At 73.2% G+C, this 17,675-nt stretch carries 16 protein-coding genes; 10 read left to right on the top strand and 6 right to left on the bottom strand.

All coding sequences use genetic code 11. The annotated features are described in order from the left end of the window. Positions 1-45 precede the first annotated feature (45 nt). Positions 46-2,013, top strand: a complete 1,968-nt coding sequence (locus tag GRQ65_RS01435; protein ID WP_160874409.1) for a TIGR03960 family B12-binding radical SAM protein — start codon at positions 46-48, stop codon at positions 2,011-2,013. Between the two features lie 41 nt (positions 2,014-2,054). Beyond that, positions 2,055-2,618, top strand: a complete 564-nt coding sequence (locus GRQ65_RS01430) for a mycothiol transferase (RefSeq protein WP_160874407.1) — start codon at positions 2,055-2,057, stop codon at positions 2,616-2,618. Positions 2,619-2,633: 15 nt separating this feature from the next. Here GRQ65_RS01430 and GRQ65_RS01425 read toward each other — a convergent pair whose 3' ends face one another. Then, positions 2,634-3,293, bottom strand: a complete 660-nt coding sequence (locus GRQ65_RS01425) for a hypothetical protein (RefSeq protein WP_160874405.1) — start codon at positions 3,291-3,293, stop codon at positions 2,634-2,636. After that, entirely contained in the window at positions 3,290-3,652 is a 363-nt protein-coding gene (locus GRQ65_RS01420) for a hypothetical protein (protein WP_160874403.1), read from the bottom strand. Before GRQ65_RS01420 ends, GRQ65_RS01425 begins: the two co-directional genes overlap by 4 nt. A 46-nt stretch (positions 3,653-3,698) precedes the next feature. On the opposite strand from GRQ65_RS01420, the gene GRQ65_RS01415 reads away from it, so the two are divergent. Both GRQ65_RS01415 and GRQ65_RS01410 read left to right on the top strand, forming a co-directional pair. Further along, positions 3,699-4,583: a hypothetical protein gene (locus GRQ65_RS01415; protein ID WP_202387031.1), complete on the top strand. Its 885-nt coding sequence runs from the start codon at positions 3,699-3,701 to the stop codon at positions 4,581-4,583. Next, complete coding sequence (locus GRQ65_RS01410) at positions 4,580-5,287, top strand: hypothetical protein (protein ID WP_160874401.1); 708 nt, start codon at positions 4,580-4,582, stop codon at positions 5,285-5,287. Before GRQ65_RS01415 ends, GRQ65_RS01410 begins: the two co-directional genes overlap by 4 nt. Positions 5,288-5,302: 15 nt before the next feature. On the opposite strand, the gene GRQ65_RS01405 is transcribed toward GRQ65_RS01410, so the two are convergent. From GRQ65_RS01405 to GRQ65_RS01390, 4 genes are all read right to left on the bottom strand, one after another. Further along, on the bottom strand, positions 5,303-6,574 hold the full coding sequence (locus GRQ65_RS01405) for an HNH endonuclease signature motif containing protein (RefSeq protein WP_160874399.1): 1,272 nt from the start codon (positions 6,572-6,574) through the stop codon (positions 5,303-5,305). 267 nt (positions 6,575-6,841) lie between these two features. Then, positions 6,842-7,285: a hypothetical protein gene (locus tag GRQ65_RS01400; protein ID WP_160874397.1), complete on the bottom strand. Its 444-nt coding sequence runs from the start codon at positions 7,283-7,285 to the stop codon at positions 6,842-6,844. 75 nt (positions 7,286-7,360) lie between these two features. Next, positions 7,361-8,236, bottom strand: a complete 876-nt coding sequence (locus tag GRQ65_RS01395) for a DUF4190 domain-containing protein (RefSeq protein ID WP_160874395.1) — start codon at positions 8,234-8,236, stop codon at positions 7,361-7,363. An 84-nt stretch (positions 8,237-8,320) separates the two neighbouring features. Further along, entirely contained in the window at positions 8,321-9,553 is a 1,233-nt protein-coding gene (locus GRQ65_RS01390; protein WP_337191416.1) for an MFS transporter, read from the bottom strand. 19 nt (positions 9,554-9,572) lie between these two features. Here GRQ65_RS01390 and GRQ65_RS01385 point away from each other — a divergent pair, with 19 nt between their 5' ends. The 6 genes from GRQ65_RS01385 to obgE all read left to right on the top strand — a co-directional run bounded on the left by GRQ65_RS01385 (position 9,573) and on the right by obgE (position 17,673). After that, positions 9,573-10,748 carry a winged helix DNA-binding domain-containing protein gene (locus GRQ65_RS01385; protein WP_160874391.1) on the top strand — a complete coding sequence of 392 codons (1,176 nt, stop codon included), beginning with the start codon at positions 9,573-9,575 and terminating at the stop codon, positions 10,746-10,748. A gap of 30 nt (positions 10,749-10,778) precedes the next feature. Continuing rightward, the gene (locus GRQ65_RS01380; RefSeq protein WP_160874389.1) at positions 10,779-11,504 is read left to right on the top strand and encodes a TIGR03936 family radical SAM-associated protein; all 726 of its coding nucleotides are present in this window, start codon (positions 10,779-10,781) and stop codon (positions 11,502-11,504) included. 463 nt (positions 11,505-11,967) lie between these two features. Next, a complete protein-coding gene (locus GRQ65_RS01375) occupies positions 11,968-15,243 on the top strand; it encodes an Rne/Rng family ribonuclease (RefSeq protein WP_337191415.1) in 3,276 nt (1,091 codons plus the stop codon). Between the two features lie 175 nt (positions 15,244-15,418). After that, positions 15,419-15,727, top strand: a complete 309-nt coding sequence (gene rplU, locus GRQ65_RS01370; protein ID WP_160874387.1) for a 50S ribosomal protein L21 — start codon at positions 15,419-15,421, stop codon at positions 15,725-15,727. A gap of 41 nt (positions 15,728-15,768) precedes the next feature. Then, positions 15,769-16,029, top strand: coding sequence for a 50S ribosomal protein L27 (rpmA, locus tag GRQ65_RS01365; protein ID WP_160874385.1), 261 nt, complete (start codon positions 15,769-15,771; stop codon positions 16,027-16,029). Positions 16,030-16,131: 102 nt separating this feature from the next. Then, the gene (gene obgE / locus GRQ65_RS01360) at positions 16,132-17,673 is read left to right on the top strand and encodes a GTPase ObgE (protein WP_160874383.1); all 1,542 of its coding nucleotides are present in this window, start codon (positions 16,132-16,134) and stop codon (positions 17,671-17,673) included. Positions 17,674-17,675: the final 2 nt, after the last annotated feature.

The following is a 17,675-nucleotide window of genomic DNA, read 5'->3' as shown; positions in this document are numbered from 1 at the left end:
CGTAACCTAGGGGGTCGGCCTGTCCTCGACCTCGGAGTCCTTCCTGTGTCTGCGCCCGCGTCGCTCTTCGCACGTCTCGAGCCCCTGCTCCCGACCGTCTCGAAGCCGATCCAGTACGTCGGCGGTGAGCTCAACTCCACCGTCAAGGACTGGGACTCCGCCCTGGAGGGCGAGACCGTCCGCTGGGCGCTGATGTACCCCGACGCCTACGAGGTCGGGCTGCCCAACCAGGGCGTGCAGATCCTCTACGAGGTGCTCAACGAGCGGGACTGGATCGTCGCCGAGCGCACGTACTCGGTGTGGCCCGACATGGAGGCCGTGATGCGCTCCGGCGACGCGCAGGGCCCGATCCCGCAGTTCACCGTCGACGCGCACCGTCCGGTGCGGGCCTTCGACGTCTTCGGCCTGAGCTTCTCCACCGAGCTCGGCTACACCAACATGCTCACCGCCCTCGACCTCGCGGGCATCCCCCTGCACGCCGCCGACCGCGGTGACGACGACCCGGTCGTGCTCGCCGGCGGCCACGCGGCGTTCAATCCCGAGCCGATCGCCGACTTCGTCGATGCCGCCGTGCTCGGCGACGGCGAGGAGGTCGTGCTCGCGATCTCCGAGGTCGTGCGCGAGTGGAAGGGCGAGGGTCGCCCCGGCGGTCGCGACGAGCTGCTGCGCCGCCTCGCCGTCAGCGGCGGCGTCTACGTCCCCCGCTTCTACGACGTGTCCTACGCCCCCAGCGGCGAGATCGCCGCGGTCGAGCCCAACCGCCCCGGTGTGCCTCACCGGGTGCGCAAGCACACGCTGATGGACCTCGACGCCTGGCCCTACCCGGCCAAGCCGCTGGTGCCGCTCGCCGAGACCGTGCACGAGCGCTTCAGCGTCGAGATCTTCCGCGGCTGCACCCGCGGCTGCCGCTTCTGCCAGGCCGGCATGATCACCCGGCCGGTGCGCGAGCGCTCGATCGAGACCATCGGCGCGATGGTCGAGAACGGCATCCGCAAGTCCGGCTTCGAGGAGGTCGGCCTGCTCTCGCTCTCCAGCGCCGACCACACCGAGATCGCCGACGTCGCGACCGGCCTCGCCGACCGCTACGAGGGCTCCAACGTCTCGCTCTCGCTGCCCTCGACCCGCGTCGACGCCTTCAACATCACGCTCGCCAACGAGTTCTCCCGCAACGGTCGCCGCTCCGGGCTGACCTTCGCCCCCGAGGGCGGCAGCGAGCGGATGCGCGCGGTGATCAACAAGATGGTCACCGAGGAAGACCTCATCCGCACCGTCGCGACGGCGTACGGCAACGGGTGGCGGCAGGTGAAGCTCTACTTCATGTGCGGTCTGCCGACCGAGACCGACGAGGACGTCCTCGCCATCGCCGACCTCGCCCGCGAGGTGATCCGCAAGGGCCGCGAGGTCAGCGGGCGCAACGACATCCGCTGCACCGTCTCGATCGGCGGCTTCGTGCCCAAGCCGCACACGCCGTTCCAGTGGGCCGCGCAGCTCGACCACGAGACCACCGACGAGCGGCTGCGCAAGCTGCGCGACGTCGTACGCGCGGACAAGAAGTTCGCCCGCGCCATCGGCTTCCGCTACCACGACGGCCAGCCCGGCACCATCGAGGGACTGCTCTCCCGCGGCGACCGCCGCGTCGGCGCGGTCATCGAGCGCGTCTGGCGCGAGGGCGGTCGCTTCGACGGCTGGAGCGAGCACTTCTCCTACGACCGCTGGGCCACCGCCGCCGACGAGGAGCTCGCCCGCCAGGGCGTCTCGCTGGCGTGGTTCACCACCCGCGAGCGCGGCTACGACGAGACCCTGCCCTGGGACCACCTCGACTCCGGCCTCGACAAGGACTGGCTCTGGGCCGACTGGGAGGACGCCCTCGCCATCGCCGACGGCAGCGCCGCCGTCGAGGTCGAGGACTGCCGCTGGACGCCCTGCTACGACTGCGGCGTGTGCCCCGAGATGGGCACCGACATCCAGATCGGCCCCACCGGGCAGAAGCTGCTGCCGCTCAGCGTCGTCTGACCGAAGCGGGTGTCCGTCAGAATGACGGTGCGCACGATGACGTGGCCAAGTCCCGGCTGTGGCGCTCGCTCTCGGCCGGGCATCGATCGCTGATCGTCAAACTCGACGGGCTGGACGAGTACGACGCACGTCGGCCGATGACCCAGACCGGGACCAATCTGCTCGGGTTGGTCAAGCACGTCGCGACCTGGGAGTCGCGCTACCTGGGCTTCGTCATGGGTCGGCCCTTCCAGGGCCCACCCGTCCCGGTATGGGACGACGAGAGCGCCCGCGGTGCTGATCTCGTGGTGGGTCCGAACGAGTCGCGCGCCGACGTGCTGGCCCTTGTCGAGAGCGTCTCCGCATCGTCGAGGCAGACCATCGACGCTCTGCCCCTGGACGCGGCCGGGCTGGTGCCGTGGTGGGATCCGTCTGAGGTGACGCTCTTCGACGTCCTGGTCCACCTCGTCCGCGAGACCGAGCGGCACGCTGGGCACGCCGACATCATCCGCGAGCAGATCGACGGACGAATCGGCCCCATGGGAGGCGTGAGGGTGTCCGACGATCGGGAAATCTGGGCGGAGCGTCGTGCTGAGGTCGAGCGAGCGGCGCGAACGGCGGGTTGATCGACCCCGGTTGATCTAGTCCGCTGCAGCAGTGTCCGTCACCCGCGTCTTCCAGCCGTCCGGTCCGCTGTTCTCCAGCGGGCCGTCACTCCACAGTTGCACCTCGACGTAGTGCTCGAAGTCGTCGTGCTGGTGCCCGTCGTAGGAGGTAGGTCGGGCGCTGTTCGGCCAGCCGTACCGAGCCAGGGCGTCCGGCAGTTCTTCCAGTCGGAACACCTGACCGTGCCACGGTCTCGGAGTGACCTCGACACCGAACTCCGCCAGCAGCCCCATCGACGTCACACTGTCGGGGAAGGTGATGCTGACGAGATGGCTCGGTACCTCCAGGAGCGCGAGACGCACCTCCGCCACCGGCTCGTAGAGCCCGCGGAACCACGCCGACTGCCCGAGGACGAAGTAGTGAGGGCTCACGCGTTCCGGTAGTCCGCCTCGCTCGACGAACCGATCACGGAGGCGACGTTCGGTTGCTCGCCGCAGCGCGAGGTAGCGCGGCCCGAACCGGCGCGCCGAACGTCCCGCCCGGACGTCCGCCCCGAGCGCGGCCAGCACCTTGCCCACATCTGCGTCGTCGAGGTCGCTGAGGTTCGAGAACGGGGGCCGATCCGGGTGGTAGTAGTGAGTCGCGAAGTCCGGGACCGGCGCGTCGTAGCCCACAGGTCGGGCCTCTGCGCTCACGGCTGAGTGTCTCGGCTGAGGTAGCGCACCGGCGTACCGAACGCCTCGGCGTGCGCGATCTCGTGGCGGGTCGACTCACCGACGTAGCCGCCCGGGTCGACGACGTACACCTCGTCGGCCATCCGGACCTTCTGCAGGTGCACGCGCGACAGGCGACCGCGCAGGTCGTCGGGGTCGGTGGCCCAGTCGTAGCCGTCGAGGTCGGGGAGGACGAACAGGCCCGGGCCGAGCACGACCCAGCCCTCCAGGGTCAGGCGCCGGCTTGCCTCGGCGAACTCCGCCTGGAACCGGGTCGAACCGCAGAGCGTCACGACCTTCGCAGCGAGATTGGCCGGTTGCGGCGGCTCCTCGTCGGACATGGCTCCATCATCAGCGGTCGCGACCGACGATGGCACCCTTGCGGCCATGATCTCTGCGGACCGTCCTCGTCGTCGCGACCGGCTGCTGGACCTCGGGTCGCGTCGGTTCTGGCACGTGGTCGGGCGGAGGGTCGACCTGGCGGGCCGCGAGGCCTGGCTCGACGCGCCGGTCAGCGCGGCGTCGCGGGTCGCGGGCGACTGGGTGCCGGGCGAGACGGCCCGCCACGGGGGAGTGGTGGGCGATCTCGGTGCGCAGGACCCGGCGGCCGGACTGCTCCCGTCGATGGCGGCGCTGGACGGACCCGGGTTCGAGGCCCGTCGGCTTCGGCCGGAGGTCCGCGATTTCTACGAGCACACCGCGGGCTGGAAGCTGCGGACCTGGAGCGAGTGGGCGCCGTTGTTCTGGCCGGGCGGGGAGATCGTCGCGCGGTTCTGGGGGCGGCGGGTCGAGCAGCTGGCACTGCCGATGCGCCCGCTCGAATCGGCGCGGGGCATGGACAGTCAGGTCGTGCCCATCCGCGACGCCGCCGGCACCCAGGTCAGCGCCGCGTGGATGCGGACCCTGCGCGGGAGCGGCCGGACGGTCTTCAGCGGCGCCTACAGCGTGCGAACGCTGCCGGGCGCTTCCCGCCCGAGCGTGCACGTGGCCTTCCCGCTCGAGTCGGGCAACGTGCAGGTCTTCCTCCGGCCCACGGTCACCGACGACGGCGGGCTCGTGCTCGACTCGCCCCACGGGCGCTGGGGCGACAACGGCGCGTACGTCGTCGTCCGTGACGGCGGCGACCACGCTGCCCGCGTGCCGGTCCACGAGCGGTTCCACGTCTACGTCGACCCGGACGGCGTACTCCGCACCGACCACGACCTTCGGATCGGCCCTGCGCGGGCGATGCGGCTGCACTACGAGCTGACCCCCTCATCCGCGTTGTCGTGACCGTCCACACCTTCCACCTCGCCGAGGTGCCCGCCGTGGTCGGTGCTCGCGCGCTGCTGCGCCCGCCGACGCCGGACGCCGTCCCCGGCCTCGACCACGCCGAGTGCCTGGCCACGATGCGGCTCGGGGCGCCGGTCGTCTCTCCCGACCGGCTGCAGCTGCGGCGCCTGGCGGTCTTCGCCCAGTGGCGCGACGAGGCCGCTGTCGACCGGTTCCTCTACTCCGACGGGCTGGGACGGGCTCTCGCCGGGGGCTGGCACGTGCGGTTGGAGTACCTCCGCCGCTGGTCCACCATCGCCACCTTCCCCTGTCTGCCCGTGCGCGCCGGACGCTGGGAGCCGGACGAGCCGGTCGTCGCCGTCACGCTCGCGCGGATGCGTGCCGCGCAGGTGCCGCGGTTCCTGCGCTGGGGCCGCCCGGTCGAGCGGCAGGTGCGCGACCACCCGGCGACGACGCTCGCGTTCGCGGCGTACCGCCCGCCGCACACCATCTCGACGTTCTCGGTCTGGCGCAGCGCCGCCGAGATGGAGGAGATGGTGCACGGTCACTCCACCGGGCCCGAACCGATGCGGCACCGTGACGCGATGGCCGAGCGCGCACGCCACGACTTCCACCACGAGTTCGCGACCTACCGGTTCCGTGCGCTGTCCGAGCACGGGTCGTGGGCGGGACGGACCGGGATCCTGCCGAGCCCGCCTGCGTGACCTGCAGTGGCGCGTCTATTCCCGTCGGTGGAAGGTGATCTTGCCGCCGGGGAGGTGCTCGGTGCGGTAGGCGGGGTCGTGGGCTCGGGTGTGGTGGAAGGGGCAGAGGAGGCGGCCGTTGTGGAGGTCGGTGGGGCCGCCGGCGGCCCAGGGGGTGTCGTGGTGGGCGTGGGTCATGGCGGGTGGCCAGTCGCAGCCGTCGGTGGTGCAGCCGCGGTCGCGGATCGCGAGGGCGAGGCGCTGGCGGCTGGTGAAGAGGCGGGTGGTGCGGCCGAGGTCGAGCACGGTCCGCCCGTCGGTGGCGAGGACGGCGGGCAGGAGGCCGGCTTCGCAGGCGATCCGGCGGGCCTGGGCGGCGGAGATGGTGTGGCCGTTGGTGAGGGTGGCGGGCCGGTCGGTGTGGCCGAGGAGGTCGGCCAGGGTCATGGTGACCATCACGGTGGCCGCGAGGCCTCCGGTCTCGGGTAGCGCGGTGGCGGGGTAGCGGGCGACGTACTCGGCGAACGCGGCGCCCATCCGTTCGGGGGCCGGGCGGCGTGGCGGGATCGGTCCTTGCGCGGTGTCGTGGGTGGCGCTCTGGTGCTTGGGTGCGGCGATGGCGAGGAGGGCGGTGCGCAGCATGGCGCCGGTGGTGGCGTCGAGGGTGAACCGGCCGTGGACGCGGCCGTGGCCGTCGTCGTGCAGGACCAGGCGCTGGTCGGCGGCGGCAGCGCGTTCTTCGGCTTGGAGGAGGCGGGCGGTGTGGGCCTCGGCGATGTCGGGGGCGACGACCTCGACCAGGTGGGTGCCGAGGGTCTTGAGGTGGCGGGCGTCGAAGTCGGCGGCCTGGTCGAGCAGCTCGTGCTCGGCCCGGTCGCGCAGCGTGTCGTCGACCCGGTCGAGGTCGTCCGGGAGCTGGTCGACGGCGCGGGTGACGGCGAGGGCCTGGTCGAGGTGGAGGGCACCGGTGGCGAGGGCTTCGGCGGTGGCGGGGTGGGTCTGGAGCGCGGCGGCGGCGCGGGTCTCGCGGTGGGCCTGGGCGCGGGTGAGGCGGGTGCGGTGGGCGTACCAGTGGGCGGTCGAGGCGGCGCCGGCGCGGCCGGCGACGCCGAGGGCGTCGGCGTGCGCGAGGAGCCGCAGGCTGAGGGACTCGACCTGGGTGCGCAGGCGGAGCAGCTCGACCAGGGTGGCCTCGGTCTCGGCGGCGTCCATGGTCCACACCGGGACCTCGGCGAGGTCGGTGGCCGCCGTACGCATCCCCGAGACCGCGCGGGACACGCGGTGCGTCGGGGTGGTGGTGGCGGCCATGACTCCATCAGACCACCCGCCACCGACAGTCGAGTCGGGGTCGCGGCGGGGTCCTCGGAGGGGTGGATGCGGCGTCGGGGGCGGTGCGTCAGCAACCGTCCGAGACACGGAGAAGGTTGCTACGGCACCGCCACCCCAGCCGTTCTTCGGGCGACTGTCGAGTCCTAGGCCCAGCACCGAGGTGGGGCGCGTTCTCAGGCACACGGCCCGGTTCGGAGCCGGTCGGCCCGCCCCCGGCCGACGCCGGCAGCCAGGGCAGCGCGGGTCTCAGCGGGTGAGCACGCGCCCGTCGATGCGCTGACCGTCGGCGGCGAAGGCGAAGCAGGCGAGCTCGTCGCCGTCGGAGGGGCGGCGGGTGTCGGCGATGCCCGCGATGAGCAGGCGCTGGCCGGCTGCGGAGGCGGAGTCGCGGTCGCCGAGGGCGTCGGTGCACACCGCGTCGGGCACCTCGGGGCGGTACGCCGCGGCCTGGGCCGCGTCGAGGTCGACGACGAGCAGCACCTCGGCGTCGTGGGGGTCGTCGCAGTCGGCGCGGGTCAGGTCCGCGAGCGCTGGTTGCGCGCCGCGCAGGAAGGCGGCGGCGTCGACGCAGTCACCGCGGTCGAGGTCGGCGACGGTGTCGACGTGTCCGTGCTGGCTGCGGACCACCCACACCGCGACGGCGATCGCCAGGACGGCGACCACGACCGCGGTGCCCACCGCCTTCTTCACGAGCCGGTCCTCACGAGCCGGTCTCCACGAGCCGAACCCTCACGAGCGTCCCCCGACGTCCCGGTGCGGCCGGCGTCAGCCGCCGAGCTTGCCGGTCAGCGGCGAGCCGTCGGTGTTGAACGCGATGCAGGCGACCCGGTCGCCGGCCTCGGGCTGCTCCGCGGCCAGGGCGGTGAAGTTGACCGTGTCGCTGATCAGGTCCGACTTGCCGGCGGCGGTGATCGCGTCGGCGCAGGCGGAGATCGAGGGATCGGTGGTGAAGTTCTGCGCCTGGTCCGCGGTGAGCGTCGTCGTCGTCAGCACCTCGCCGTCGTGGCTGTCGGAGCAGTCGACGACCTGGATGTCGGTGACGGTCTTGGCCGTGCTGTCGGAGAGCCCGTCGGCGGTGACGCACTCGCCGGTCTTCAGGTCGTCGACCTCGACGATGCTGTTGACCGCGGCCACGACGCCGACGGCGATCAGCGCGCCCACGACGAGGCTGATGACGCTGATGATGATCGCCGCGATGGCCAGGCCCTTGCCGTGGTTGCGACCGTCCTTGCCGCGGCGCAGCACCACCACCGACATGATGATCGAGACGAGCGCGAGGATGCCGGTGCAGCCGAGGAACGACAGCACGAGCGCCGTGATCGCGAGCCCCTTGGGCGCGTCCGGCGTGCTGCCGGGGGCGCCGTACGCCGGCGCGCCGTAGCCGTACTGGCCCGGCTGCCCGGGCTGGCCCGGCTGCTGCGGCGCGCCGTACGCCGGCTGCTGCGGGGCGCCGTACGGCGGTGGCGCGGGCTGGCCGTACGCCGGGGGAGCGGGGGGCTGGCCGTAGGCCGGGGGCTGCTCGCCCTGGGGCGCGCCGTACGGGTTCTGCGCGGGCGGGGGCGGCTGCTCGCCGGCACCGCCGTAGGGGTTCTGCTGCCCGTAGGGGTTCTGCTCGCCGTCGGGGTTCTGCGGTGTGGTCATCGGGTTCCCCTCAGGTGGAGCGCGGCGGACGTCTGCGCGAGCCAGGGTTCCACATCGCGGCCCGGCGCACAGCGATAGGTGCGATCAGGCGTCGGCGTCGATCAGGGCGGTGCGCGGCAGCTGCTGCTCGATGGTGCGCGGGCGGCCGACGTAGGCGCCGACGAGCGCGAGCGGCACGCTGAGGGCGGCGAGCACGATCAGCGGGACCGTCCACCCGTCGGTGGCCTCGTGGAGTGTGCCGACGCCGAACGGCCCGACCGCGGCGAGCAGGTAGCCGACGGCCTGGGTGAAGCCGGACAGGGCAGCGGTGGTGCCGGCACTCTCGGAGCGCAGGCCGATGAGGGTGAGCGCGATGGGGAACGTCGACATGCCCACGCCGAGGACGAGCGCCCAGACGACGGCGAGCGAGACCGGCGCGACGATCAGCCCGACGTAGGAGACCGGGTAGCACGCGATGATCGCCAGCAGCACCGCGCGGCGGTCGCCGGGCCGGGCCACGAGCTGGGGCAGCCACAGCGACAGCGGGATCGACACCCCCGCGACCAGACCGACGAGCGCGCCCGCCGTGCCGGCCCCGAACCCGGCGTCGCGCCACAGCGTCGCGAACCAGCCGAAGACGGCGTAGGCCTGCAGCGACTGCAGGCCGAAGAAGACGGCCATCGCCCAGCCGAGCGGCGTACGCGCGATCTGGCCGAAGCTGACCGAGCGCTCGGTCACCTCGGTCTCGGCGCGCTCGTCGTGCGCGGCCAGCGCGAACCACGGCGCGGTGCAGGCCAGCGCCAGGATCGCCCAGACCCCGAGCCCCCAGCGCCAGGAGCCGAGCCAGTCGGCGAAAGGCACCGTCAGCAGGAACGCCGAGGTCAGGCCGATCGCCAGCGAGGTGGAGTACGCCGCGGTCATCAGCCCGATGCGGTCCGGGAAGTGCAGGCGGACCAGAGAGGGGATGAGCACGTTGGCCATCGCCATGCCGCCGACGGCGACCAGCGACAGTGCGAGGAAGGCCAGGTCGTCGCCCACCACGGCACGCCCGGCGAGCCCGACCACGACCGCGAGCAGCGCGAGCAGGGTGACCCGGTGCGGCCCGATCCGGCGGGCGGCCAGCGGGGCCAGCGCGCCGAAGACGGCGAAGGCGAGGACGGGCAGCGAGGTGAGCAGGCCGGCCTCGGCGGCTCCCATGTCCAGACCGTCGCGCAGCTCGTCGAGGACGGGGCCGACGCTCACAGCCGCGGGTCGCAGGTTGAGCGAGAGGAGCAGGATGCCGGTCAGGACCAGCGCGAGGCTGGTGGACCCGACACGGCCGGGGGAGGGTCGTGACACTGACGTCACACTAATCCCGATGAGGCACATCCCCGATTCGGAACGGCGCGCTCGGCTCGGGCGTCGTCACGCCCTCGCCCCGGGCCACCGCGCGACCGACGCCGAGGCGGCCACGCGGGCCGTCACCGTGCTGCACGCCACCGAGCCCGCGACCGTCCACCTGTCGCTGCGCGCCCGGGTCGACGACCTCACCGTCGCCGACGTCCAGCGGGCCCTCGAGGCCGACCGCACGCTGGTCAAGCAGCTCGCGATGCGTCGCACGCTGTTCGTCTTCCCGCGCGACCTCCTGCCCGCGGCGTGGGGCAGTGCCTCGGCCCGGGTGGCCGAGGCCGAGCGCAAGCGGATGGCCAAGGACGTCGAGAAGGCCGGGGTCGCCGCCGACGGCCTGGCCTGGGTCGACGACGCCCGTGTCCAGGTGCTCGCCGCGATCGAGGCCAGCCCCGATGGCCTCACCGCGGTGGAGGTCCGCGAGGCGGTGCCGGAGGTGGCCCGGAAGTTCGACGTGAGCGCCGGCTCGGTCTGGAACCACGGCCGCCTGCTCACCCACCTGGGTCTCACCGCCGACGTCGTCCGCGGCGTCAACACCCAGCACTGGCGGCTCTCCCGGCCGCGGTGGACGCGGATGGAGCGCTGGCTCGGCGAGGCCCCGGTGCCGCTCGAGTCCGACGACGGGTACGCCGAGATCGTGGCGCGCTGGCTGCGCAGCTCGGGACCGCTCACCGAGGACGACCTCGTGTGGTGGCTCGGTGGCACCAAGGCGGCCGTGCGCGCCGCGCTCACGCGGCTCGAGGCCGTCGAGGTGTCGCTCGACGGACCGCTCACCGGCTGGGTCCTCCCCGACGACCTCGAGCCCGAGCCCGTCCTCGAACCCTGGGCCGCGCTGCTGCCCGTGCTCGACCCGACGGTCATGGGATGGAAGCACCGCGACTTCTACCTCGGCCCCCACGCCGCCCAGCTGTTCGACCGCAACGGCAACGCCGGCACCACCGCGTGGTGGGACGGGCGTGTCGTCGGCTGCTGGGTGCAGGACGACGCCGGGGTCGTCGAGGTGCGGCTCCTCGAGCGGCTCCCGCGGGCCGGCGTACGCGCCCTGGCGGCGGAGGCCGAGCGGCTGACCTCGTGGATGGGGGGAGTCCGGGTGGGCACGGTCTACCCTTCTGCCGCCATGAAGGTCGTCGAGTGGGTGCACCCGTGATGCGGGCCGTGAGTCAGCAGTGAGCCAGCAGTGAGTCGTCAGCAGCCCAAGCAGGCCCCGCCGCCGGTCCAGCGCCTGCGGATCCGCTACGCCAAGCGCGGTCGTCTCCGCTTCACCAGCCACCGCGACTTCAGCCGCGCCTTCGAGCGCGCGGTCTTCCGCGCCCGGCTGCCGATGGCCTACTCGTCGGGGTTCAACCCCCACCCGCGCATCTCGTACGCCGGGGCCGCGCCGACCGGCTCGGCCAGCGAGGCGGAGTACCTCGAGATCGCCCTCGCCGAGGTCGTCGACCCCGCCGCCGTCCACGCCGCGCTCGACGAGGCGATGCCGGACGGACTCGACCTGGTCGAGGTCGTCGAGGCGCCGCCGGTCGGGCTGACCGACCTGCTGCAGGTCAGCCACTGGCGCATCCAGCTCACCGCGACCGTCGCCGAGGCCGAGCACGCCGTGGCGGCGTTCCTGGCCGCCGACGAGGTGGTCGTGCAGCGGATGACCAAGAAGGGACTGCGCGACTTCGACTCGCGCGCGGCCGTCCTCTCGCTCGCGGTGTCGGTGGACGACGACGCGCCGCTGGAGCGCTCGGTGCTGGACCTGCTGCTGCGCCACGTCGAGCCCGCCGTGCGCCCCGACGACGTGCTGTCCGCGCTCGGCTCCGCAGGTGGCCTCGAGGTCGTCGGCGTCCCCCTGCTCACCCGGCTCGCCCAGGGCCCCCTCGACCCCGACACCGGTGAGCTGGGGGATCCGCTGCACCCGTGAAGGGCGGCGGCGGGAGTTTCACCGGGTACCCGGTGAAACTGGTGCTGGGGTCACGAAACTTCGTCGGGGAAGCGTGAGTTCCGTGCACCCAGTGGTGCGGGAGGGGTCGCGGAGGCTTCGCCCGCCGCGCCCGGCGACCGCGCAGGGACCAGGCCGACCTGGCGAGATGTGCGATACTCGCCGTGGTCGACCCCCGGTCGACCCGACGACGTTCTCGCCGTACCCCCGGCCCACCGGGAAGGGCGGCACTCTGGGAGCCCGTCGGCGCCAGACCGCGACGCGGCCCGGCCGGTCGGTGACAGCGACCGCCAGGGCGAGCGACCGCGGCAGGCGTCGGGCAGGAGTCCAGCGGCGCAGTGCGGAGGGTGTCGCCGTCCACAGGCTTGAAGTCGCGCACCGGTGACAGCGGTGCAGCGGCTGTGACTGCCCGGCGCCGAGGCGACCGGGCCCCGAGGAGCATCACGTGCCCGACGACCTGAACAACGAGCAGAACCCTCCCGAGAACGGCGAGCAGACGGCCAACCCGGCCGAGGAGCTCACCGCCGCGCCGGCCAAGAAGACGACCGCGCGCAAGACCGCGGCCAAGAAGACGGCCGTGAAGAAGACCGCCGCCAAGAAGACCGCGGCGAAGAAGACCACCACCCGCAAGAGCGCGGCGAGCAGCGCGGCCGCCTCCAGCGAGGACGTGGCCGCGCCGGAGACCCCGGTCGAGGCGGACGCCACGCCGGCCGGGACCGAGACCGACGCCTCGGCCGCGCCCGTGGTCAAGAAGACCACCCGCAAGCGCACCACCAAGAAGGCCGTCGTGGCTGCGCCTGAGGCCGGTGCGCCCGAAGCCGAGCACGCTCCCGAGCCCGTCGAGGTCACGCCCGAGATCTCGGCCGCGGTCGAGGACGAGCCGGCCAAGCCGGTCGTGAAGCGCACGACCCGCAAGCGGACCACGAAGAAGGCCGTCGCCGCGCCGGCCGAGCCCGAGGTGGATGCCGCGGCGGCGGTCGACGCGCCCGCCGAGGCCGCGACGGAGGCAGTCGCCGAGCCGACCACGGAGCCGGCCCCGGAGACCGCGGTGCTGTTCCAGGCGCCCAAGCCGGTCGTCAAGAAGACGTCGCGCAAGCGCAAGAAGGATGCCGAGCCGGTCCCGGAGCCCGTCGCCGAGACCGACGCGGCCGCCGAGACCGACGAGGCCGACGAGGCCGCCGTCGAGGCGGCCGCGCTCGAAGCCGTCGCCGACGACGCCGCCCAGGACACCGCCGCGACGAGCGACGACGACGAGAGCGACGAGTCCGAGCAGGACGGCGAGCAGGGCGAGGGCGGCTCCGGTCGCCGCCGTCGCCGCCGCGGCGGACGCCGCCGGCGCAAGTCGTCCGACTCCGGTGAGTCGAACGGCGCGAGCACCGACGACGCCCAGGGCGACGCTGCGCAGGACGCTGCACAGGAAGGCGCGACCGACGACGCGGCCTCCGACGGCGAGACCGCGGAGAACGGCGAGGCCCAGAGCGACAGCGGTGAGGAGTCCGGCGAGGGCGGGGGCTCGCGCCGTCGTCGCCGCCGGCGCCGCTCGGGCGACGGGGACTCCGCCGACGGCGAGGGCGACGCCAAGACCGTCACCCGCAGCCGCCGCAGCCGCACCGGCGAGGACCAGATCACCGCGATCAGCGGGTCGACCCGCCTCGAGGCCAAGAAGCAGCGCCGCCGCGAGGGCCGTGAGGCCGGCCGCCGCCGCGCCCCGATCGTCAGCGAGGCGGAGTTCCTGGCCCGCCGCGAGTCGGTCGAGCGGGTCATGGTCGTGCGCCAGCGCGAGGAGCTCACCCAGATCGGCGTCCTCGAGGACAAGGTGCTCGTCGAGCACTACGTCGCCCGCGAGTCGCAGACCTCGCTCATCGGCAACGTCTACCTCGGCCGCGTCCAGAACGTCCTGCCCTCCATGGAGGCGGCGTTCGTCGACATCGGCCGCGGCCGCAACGCCGTGCTGTACGCCGGCGAGGTCAACTGGTCGGCGCTCGGCCACAAGGACGGCCAGGCCCGCAAGATCGAGTCGGTCCTGAGCTCGGGCCAGTCCGTGCTCGTGCAGGTCACCAAGGACCCGATCGGCCACAAGGGCGCGCGCCTGACCAGCCAGATCAGCCTGCCCGGCCGCTTCCTGGTCTACGTGCCCGACGGCACCACCAGCGGCATCTCCCGCAAGCTGCCCGACACCGAGCGCAACCGCCTCAAGACGCTGCTCAAGGAGATCGTCCCCGACAGCGCGGGCGTCATCGTCCGCACCGCCGCCGAGGGCGCCAGTGAGGACGAGCTGACCCGCGACGTCGAGCGGCTCAAGGCCCGCTGGGACGACATCGAGAAGAAGTCGAAGGGCAGCGCTCCGCAGCTGCTGTACGGCGAGCCCGACCTGACCCTCAAGGTCGTGCGCGACCTGTTCACCGAGGACTTCTCCAAGCTCGTCATCCAGGGCGAGGACGCCTGGGAGTCGGTGCAGTCCTACGTCTCCCACCTCGCGCCCGACCTCGAGGAGCGCCTGGAGAAGTACGACGCCGCCGAGCACAACGGCGTCGACCTGTTCTCGACGTACCGCGTCGACGAGCAGATCGCCAAGGGTCTCGACCGCAAGGTCTGGCTGCCCTCGGGCGGCTCGCTGATCATCGACCGCACCGAGGCGATGACGGTCGTCGACGTCAACACCGGCAAGTTCACCGGCTCCGGGGGCAACCTCGAGGAGACCGTCACCAAGAACAACCTCGAGGCGGCCGAGGAGATCGTGCGCCAGCTCCGGCTGCGCGACATCGGCGGCATCATCGTCGTCGACTTCATCGACATGGTGCTCGAGTCCAACCGCGACCTGGTGCTGCGCCGCCTCGTCGAGTGCCTCGGGCGCGACCGCACCCGCCACCAGGTCGCGGAGGTCACCTCGCTCGGCCTGGTGCAGATGACCCGCAAGCGGATCGGCACCGGCCTGCTCGAGGCGTTCAGCGAGACCTGCGACCACTGCCAGGGCCGCGGTCTCGTGCTGCACGACCACCCGGTCGACACCCACCGCGGTGGCGGCGGCGGCGCTGACGACGGCGGCGGCGACAACCGCCGCAGCGGCGGTCGCCGCTCGCGCGGCGGTCGGGGCCGCAACGGCGACGACCAGCAGAACGGCGGCCAGAACGGCGGCCAGCAGAACGGGGGCCAGCAGGCCTCGAAGCCGGCCGGCCCGCCCAGCCCGAAGGACGTCGCGGCGATGGCCCGGCCGCCGGCGCCCGAGTCGGAGGTCGAGCAGCCCGACGCCGAGCCGACGGAGGTCGAGCAGGTCGAGGAGCCGTCGTTCGAGGACCGCGCCGACGCCCCGACCGAGGCGCCCACCGTGGTGGAGGAGATCGCCCCGGTCACCGAGGTGGAGCCGACGCCGGAGCCCGAGCCGACGCCGGAGCCCGAGCCGACGCCGGAGCCCGAGCCGACGCCGGAGCCCGAGCCGACGCCGGAGCCCGAGCCGACGCCGGAGCCCGAGCCGACGCCAGAGCCGGAGCCGACGCCCGAGCCCGAGCCGACGCCCGAGCCGACCAAGCCCACCGTGGTGACCCGGACCCGGCGCCGCAGTGCCAGCCGCCCCGCCGGTCCGCCGGCGGTCACGACGGCGGACATGGGCACGCCGGCGGCGGACGGGTCCGTCGAGCCCGGCACCGCCGACGCTGCCGACAGCGCGCAGGAGCAGACCGCCGAGCACGTCCCGGTCAAGCGCCGGGGCTCGCGCAAGCGCTAGCAGCTCAGAGCGAGCCGGGGTCCGCGTTTTGCGGGCCACCGGCTCGCTCCGTACTATGGAACGTCGGCGCGCCCGCGTGCGCGCCGTCTGCCTGCGAGGCGCCGCCCGTCGCGTGCCCCAGGCCAGCAGCACCCAGCACAGACTTCAGCATCCACGAACCAACGAGGAGACCGCGGTGTACGCGATCGTGCGCGCAGGCGCGAAGCAGCAGAAGGTCGCCGTCGGCGACGTCATCGAGATCGACAAGGTCTCGACCGGCGTGGGCGAGAGCGTGACCCTGCCCGTGGTCCTCGTCGTCGACGGTGACTCGGTCACCTCCGACGCGTCGAAGCTCGACAAGGCCTCGGTCACCGCCGAGGTCGTCGGTGCGACCAAGGGCCCGAAGATCGTGATCCAGAAGTTCAAGAACAAGACCGGTTACAAGAAGCGCCAGGGCCACCGCCAGAAGTACACCCAGGTCAAGATCACCGACATCTCGGCCTGACGGTCACCCACGAGCAGCACGAGCAGACGGAGACAGTTCAGATGGCACACAAGAAGGGCGCGGCGTCCACCAAGAACGGCCGCGACTCCAACTCCCAGCGCCTCGGCGTCAAGCGCTTCGGCGGCCAGGTCGTCAACGCCGGCGAGATCATCGTCCGCCAGCGCGGCACCCACTTCCACCCGGGCGCCAACGTCGGCCGCGGTGGCGACGACACGCTGTTCGCGCTGTCGGCCGGCGCCGTCGAGTTCGGCACCCGCCGCGGCCGCAAGGTCGTCAACATCGTCCCGGGTGCCGACGCCTGACGTCGGTCCACCAGACATTCCACGCAGGGCGTCCCGGTCACGGGGCGCCCTTCGTGCGTCATCAGGGGCGCAGCCCCGCACCACTGAACCAGGAGCACCACCATGGCCGTCCCGACCTTCGTCGACCGCGTGACGCTGCACGTCAGCGCCGGGCGCGGCGGCCACGGCGTCGCCTCGGTGCACCGTGAGAAGTTCAAGCCGCTCGGTGGCCCCGACGGCGGGAACGGCGGTCCGGGCGGCTCGGTGATCCTGCGCGTCGACCCCGACGTCACGACGCTCGTCGACTACCACCACAGCCCCAAGCGCCGCGCCGAGCACGGCGGCCAGGGTGCGGGCGGCCACCGCAACGGTGCCCACGGCGCCGACCTGGTGCTCCCGGTGCCGGACGGCACGGTGGTCTCGGACCGTCGGGGGGAGGTGCTCGCCGACCTCGTCGGTCCCGGCACCGAGCTGGTCGTCGCCCAGGGCGGGCGCGGCGGCCTCGGCAACGCCGCGCTGGCCAGCAGCAAGCGCAAGGCACCCGGCTTCGCCCTGCTCGGCGAGCCCGGCGACGAGCTCGAGATCGTCCTCGAGCTCAAGGTCGTCGCCGACATCGGCCTGGTCGGCTTCCCCAGCGCGGGCAAGTCCAGCCTGATCGCCGCGATGAGCCGCGCCCGGCCCAAGATCGCCGACTACCCGTTCACCACCCTGGTGCCCAACCTCGGGGTCGTGACCGCCGGCGAGACGACGTACACCGTCGCCGACGTGCCCGGGCTGATCGAGGGGGCCAGCGAGGGCCGCGGGCTCGGCCACGAGTTCCTGCGCCACGTCGAGCGCTGCGCCGCGCTCGTGCACGTCGTCGACACCGCCTCGATGGAGCCCGGCCGCAACCCTGTCGACGACCTCGAGGTGATCGAGAACGAGCTGAGCCGCTACGGCGGCCTCGAGGACCGACCCCGCCTGGTCGCCCTCAACAAGGTCGATGTGCCCGACGGGCGCGACCTGTCCGACATCGTCATCGACGACCTGCGCGAGCAGGGCCACCGGGTGTTCCCGGTCAGCGCGGCCTCGGGGGAGGGCATGCGCGAGCTGACCTTCGCAATGGCCGAGATCGTGCGGGCGGCGCGGGCCGAGAAGGTGGTCGCCGAGGCCACCCGGATCGTGCTGCGGCCGCCGTCGGCCGACGGGGGCGACGACTTCACCGTCACCCGCAGCGACCTCGGCGGCGACCTGGTGTGGTCGGTGCGCGGCACCAAGCCCGAGCGCTGGGTGCGCCAGACCGACTTCAGCAACGACGAGGCGGTCGGGTTCCTCGCCGACCGGCTCAACCGGCTCGGGGTCGAGAAGCGGCTGCTCACGCTGGGCGCCGAGGAGGGCGACGCCGTCGCCATCGGGGACCCCGACAACGCCGTCGTCTTCGACTTCAAGCCGGGCCTCGACGCCGGGGCCGAGATCCTCTCGCGCCGCGGGGAGGACCAGCGCTTCGACGAGGAGCGGCCCGCGGCCCAGCGCCGCCGCGCGATCGACGAGGCCATGGCCGACCGCGCCGAGGGCGAGACGCGCGCCGACGTCGCCCGCCGTCTCGACCAGGCGCTGAGGGAGCAGAACCGCCCGTCCGGTCCCACGTCGTACGAGATCGGCTCCGCGGAGGACCCCGACGCATGAGC

It is taken from the genome of Nocardioides flavescens, assembly GCF_009823805.1.
Classification (GTDB): Bacteria; Actinomycetota; Actinomycetes; order Propionibacteriales; family Nocardioidaceae; genus Nocardioides; species Nocardioides flavescens.
This window is presented reverse-complemented; position numbering and strand designations above follow the sequence as displayed.

What these genes read in the sequence shown, in the direction of transcription:
- GRQ65_RS01385 (WP_160874391.1), top strand. Translation starts at nt 9,573, where the DNA reads ATGAGGCACATCCCCGATTCGGAACGGCGCGCTCGGCTCGGGCGTCGT.
- GRQ65_RS01405 (WP_160874399.1), bottom strand. Translation starts at nt 6,574, where the DNA reads ATGGCCGCCACCACCACCCCGACGCACCGCGTGTCCCGCGCGGTCTCG.
- rpmA (WP_160874385.1), top strand. Translation starts at nt 15,769, where the DNA reads ATGGCACACAAGAAGGGCGCGGCGTCCACCAAGAACGGCCGCGACTCC.
- GRQ65_RS01415 (WP_202387031.1), top strand. Translation starts at nt 3,699, where the DNA reads ATGATCTCTGCGGACCGTCCTCGTCGTCGCGACCGGCTGCTGGACCTC.
- GRQ65_RS01395 (WP_160874395.1), bottom strand. Translation starts at nt 8,236, where the DNA reads ATGACCACACCGCAGAACCCCGACGGCGAGCAGAACCCCTACGGGCAG.
- obgE (WP_160874383.1), top strand. Translation starts at nt 16,132, where the DNA reads ATGGCCGTCCCGACCTTCGTCGACCGCGTGACGCTGCACGTCAGCGCC.
- GRQ65_RS01420 (WP_160874403.1), bottom strand. Translation starts at nt 3,652, where the DNA reads ATGTCCGACGAGGAGCCGCCGCAACCGGCCAATCTCGCTGCGAAGGTC.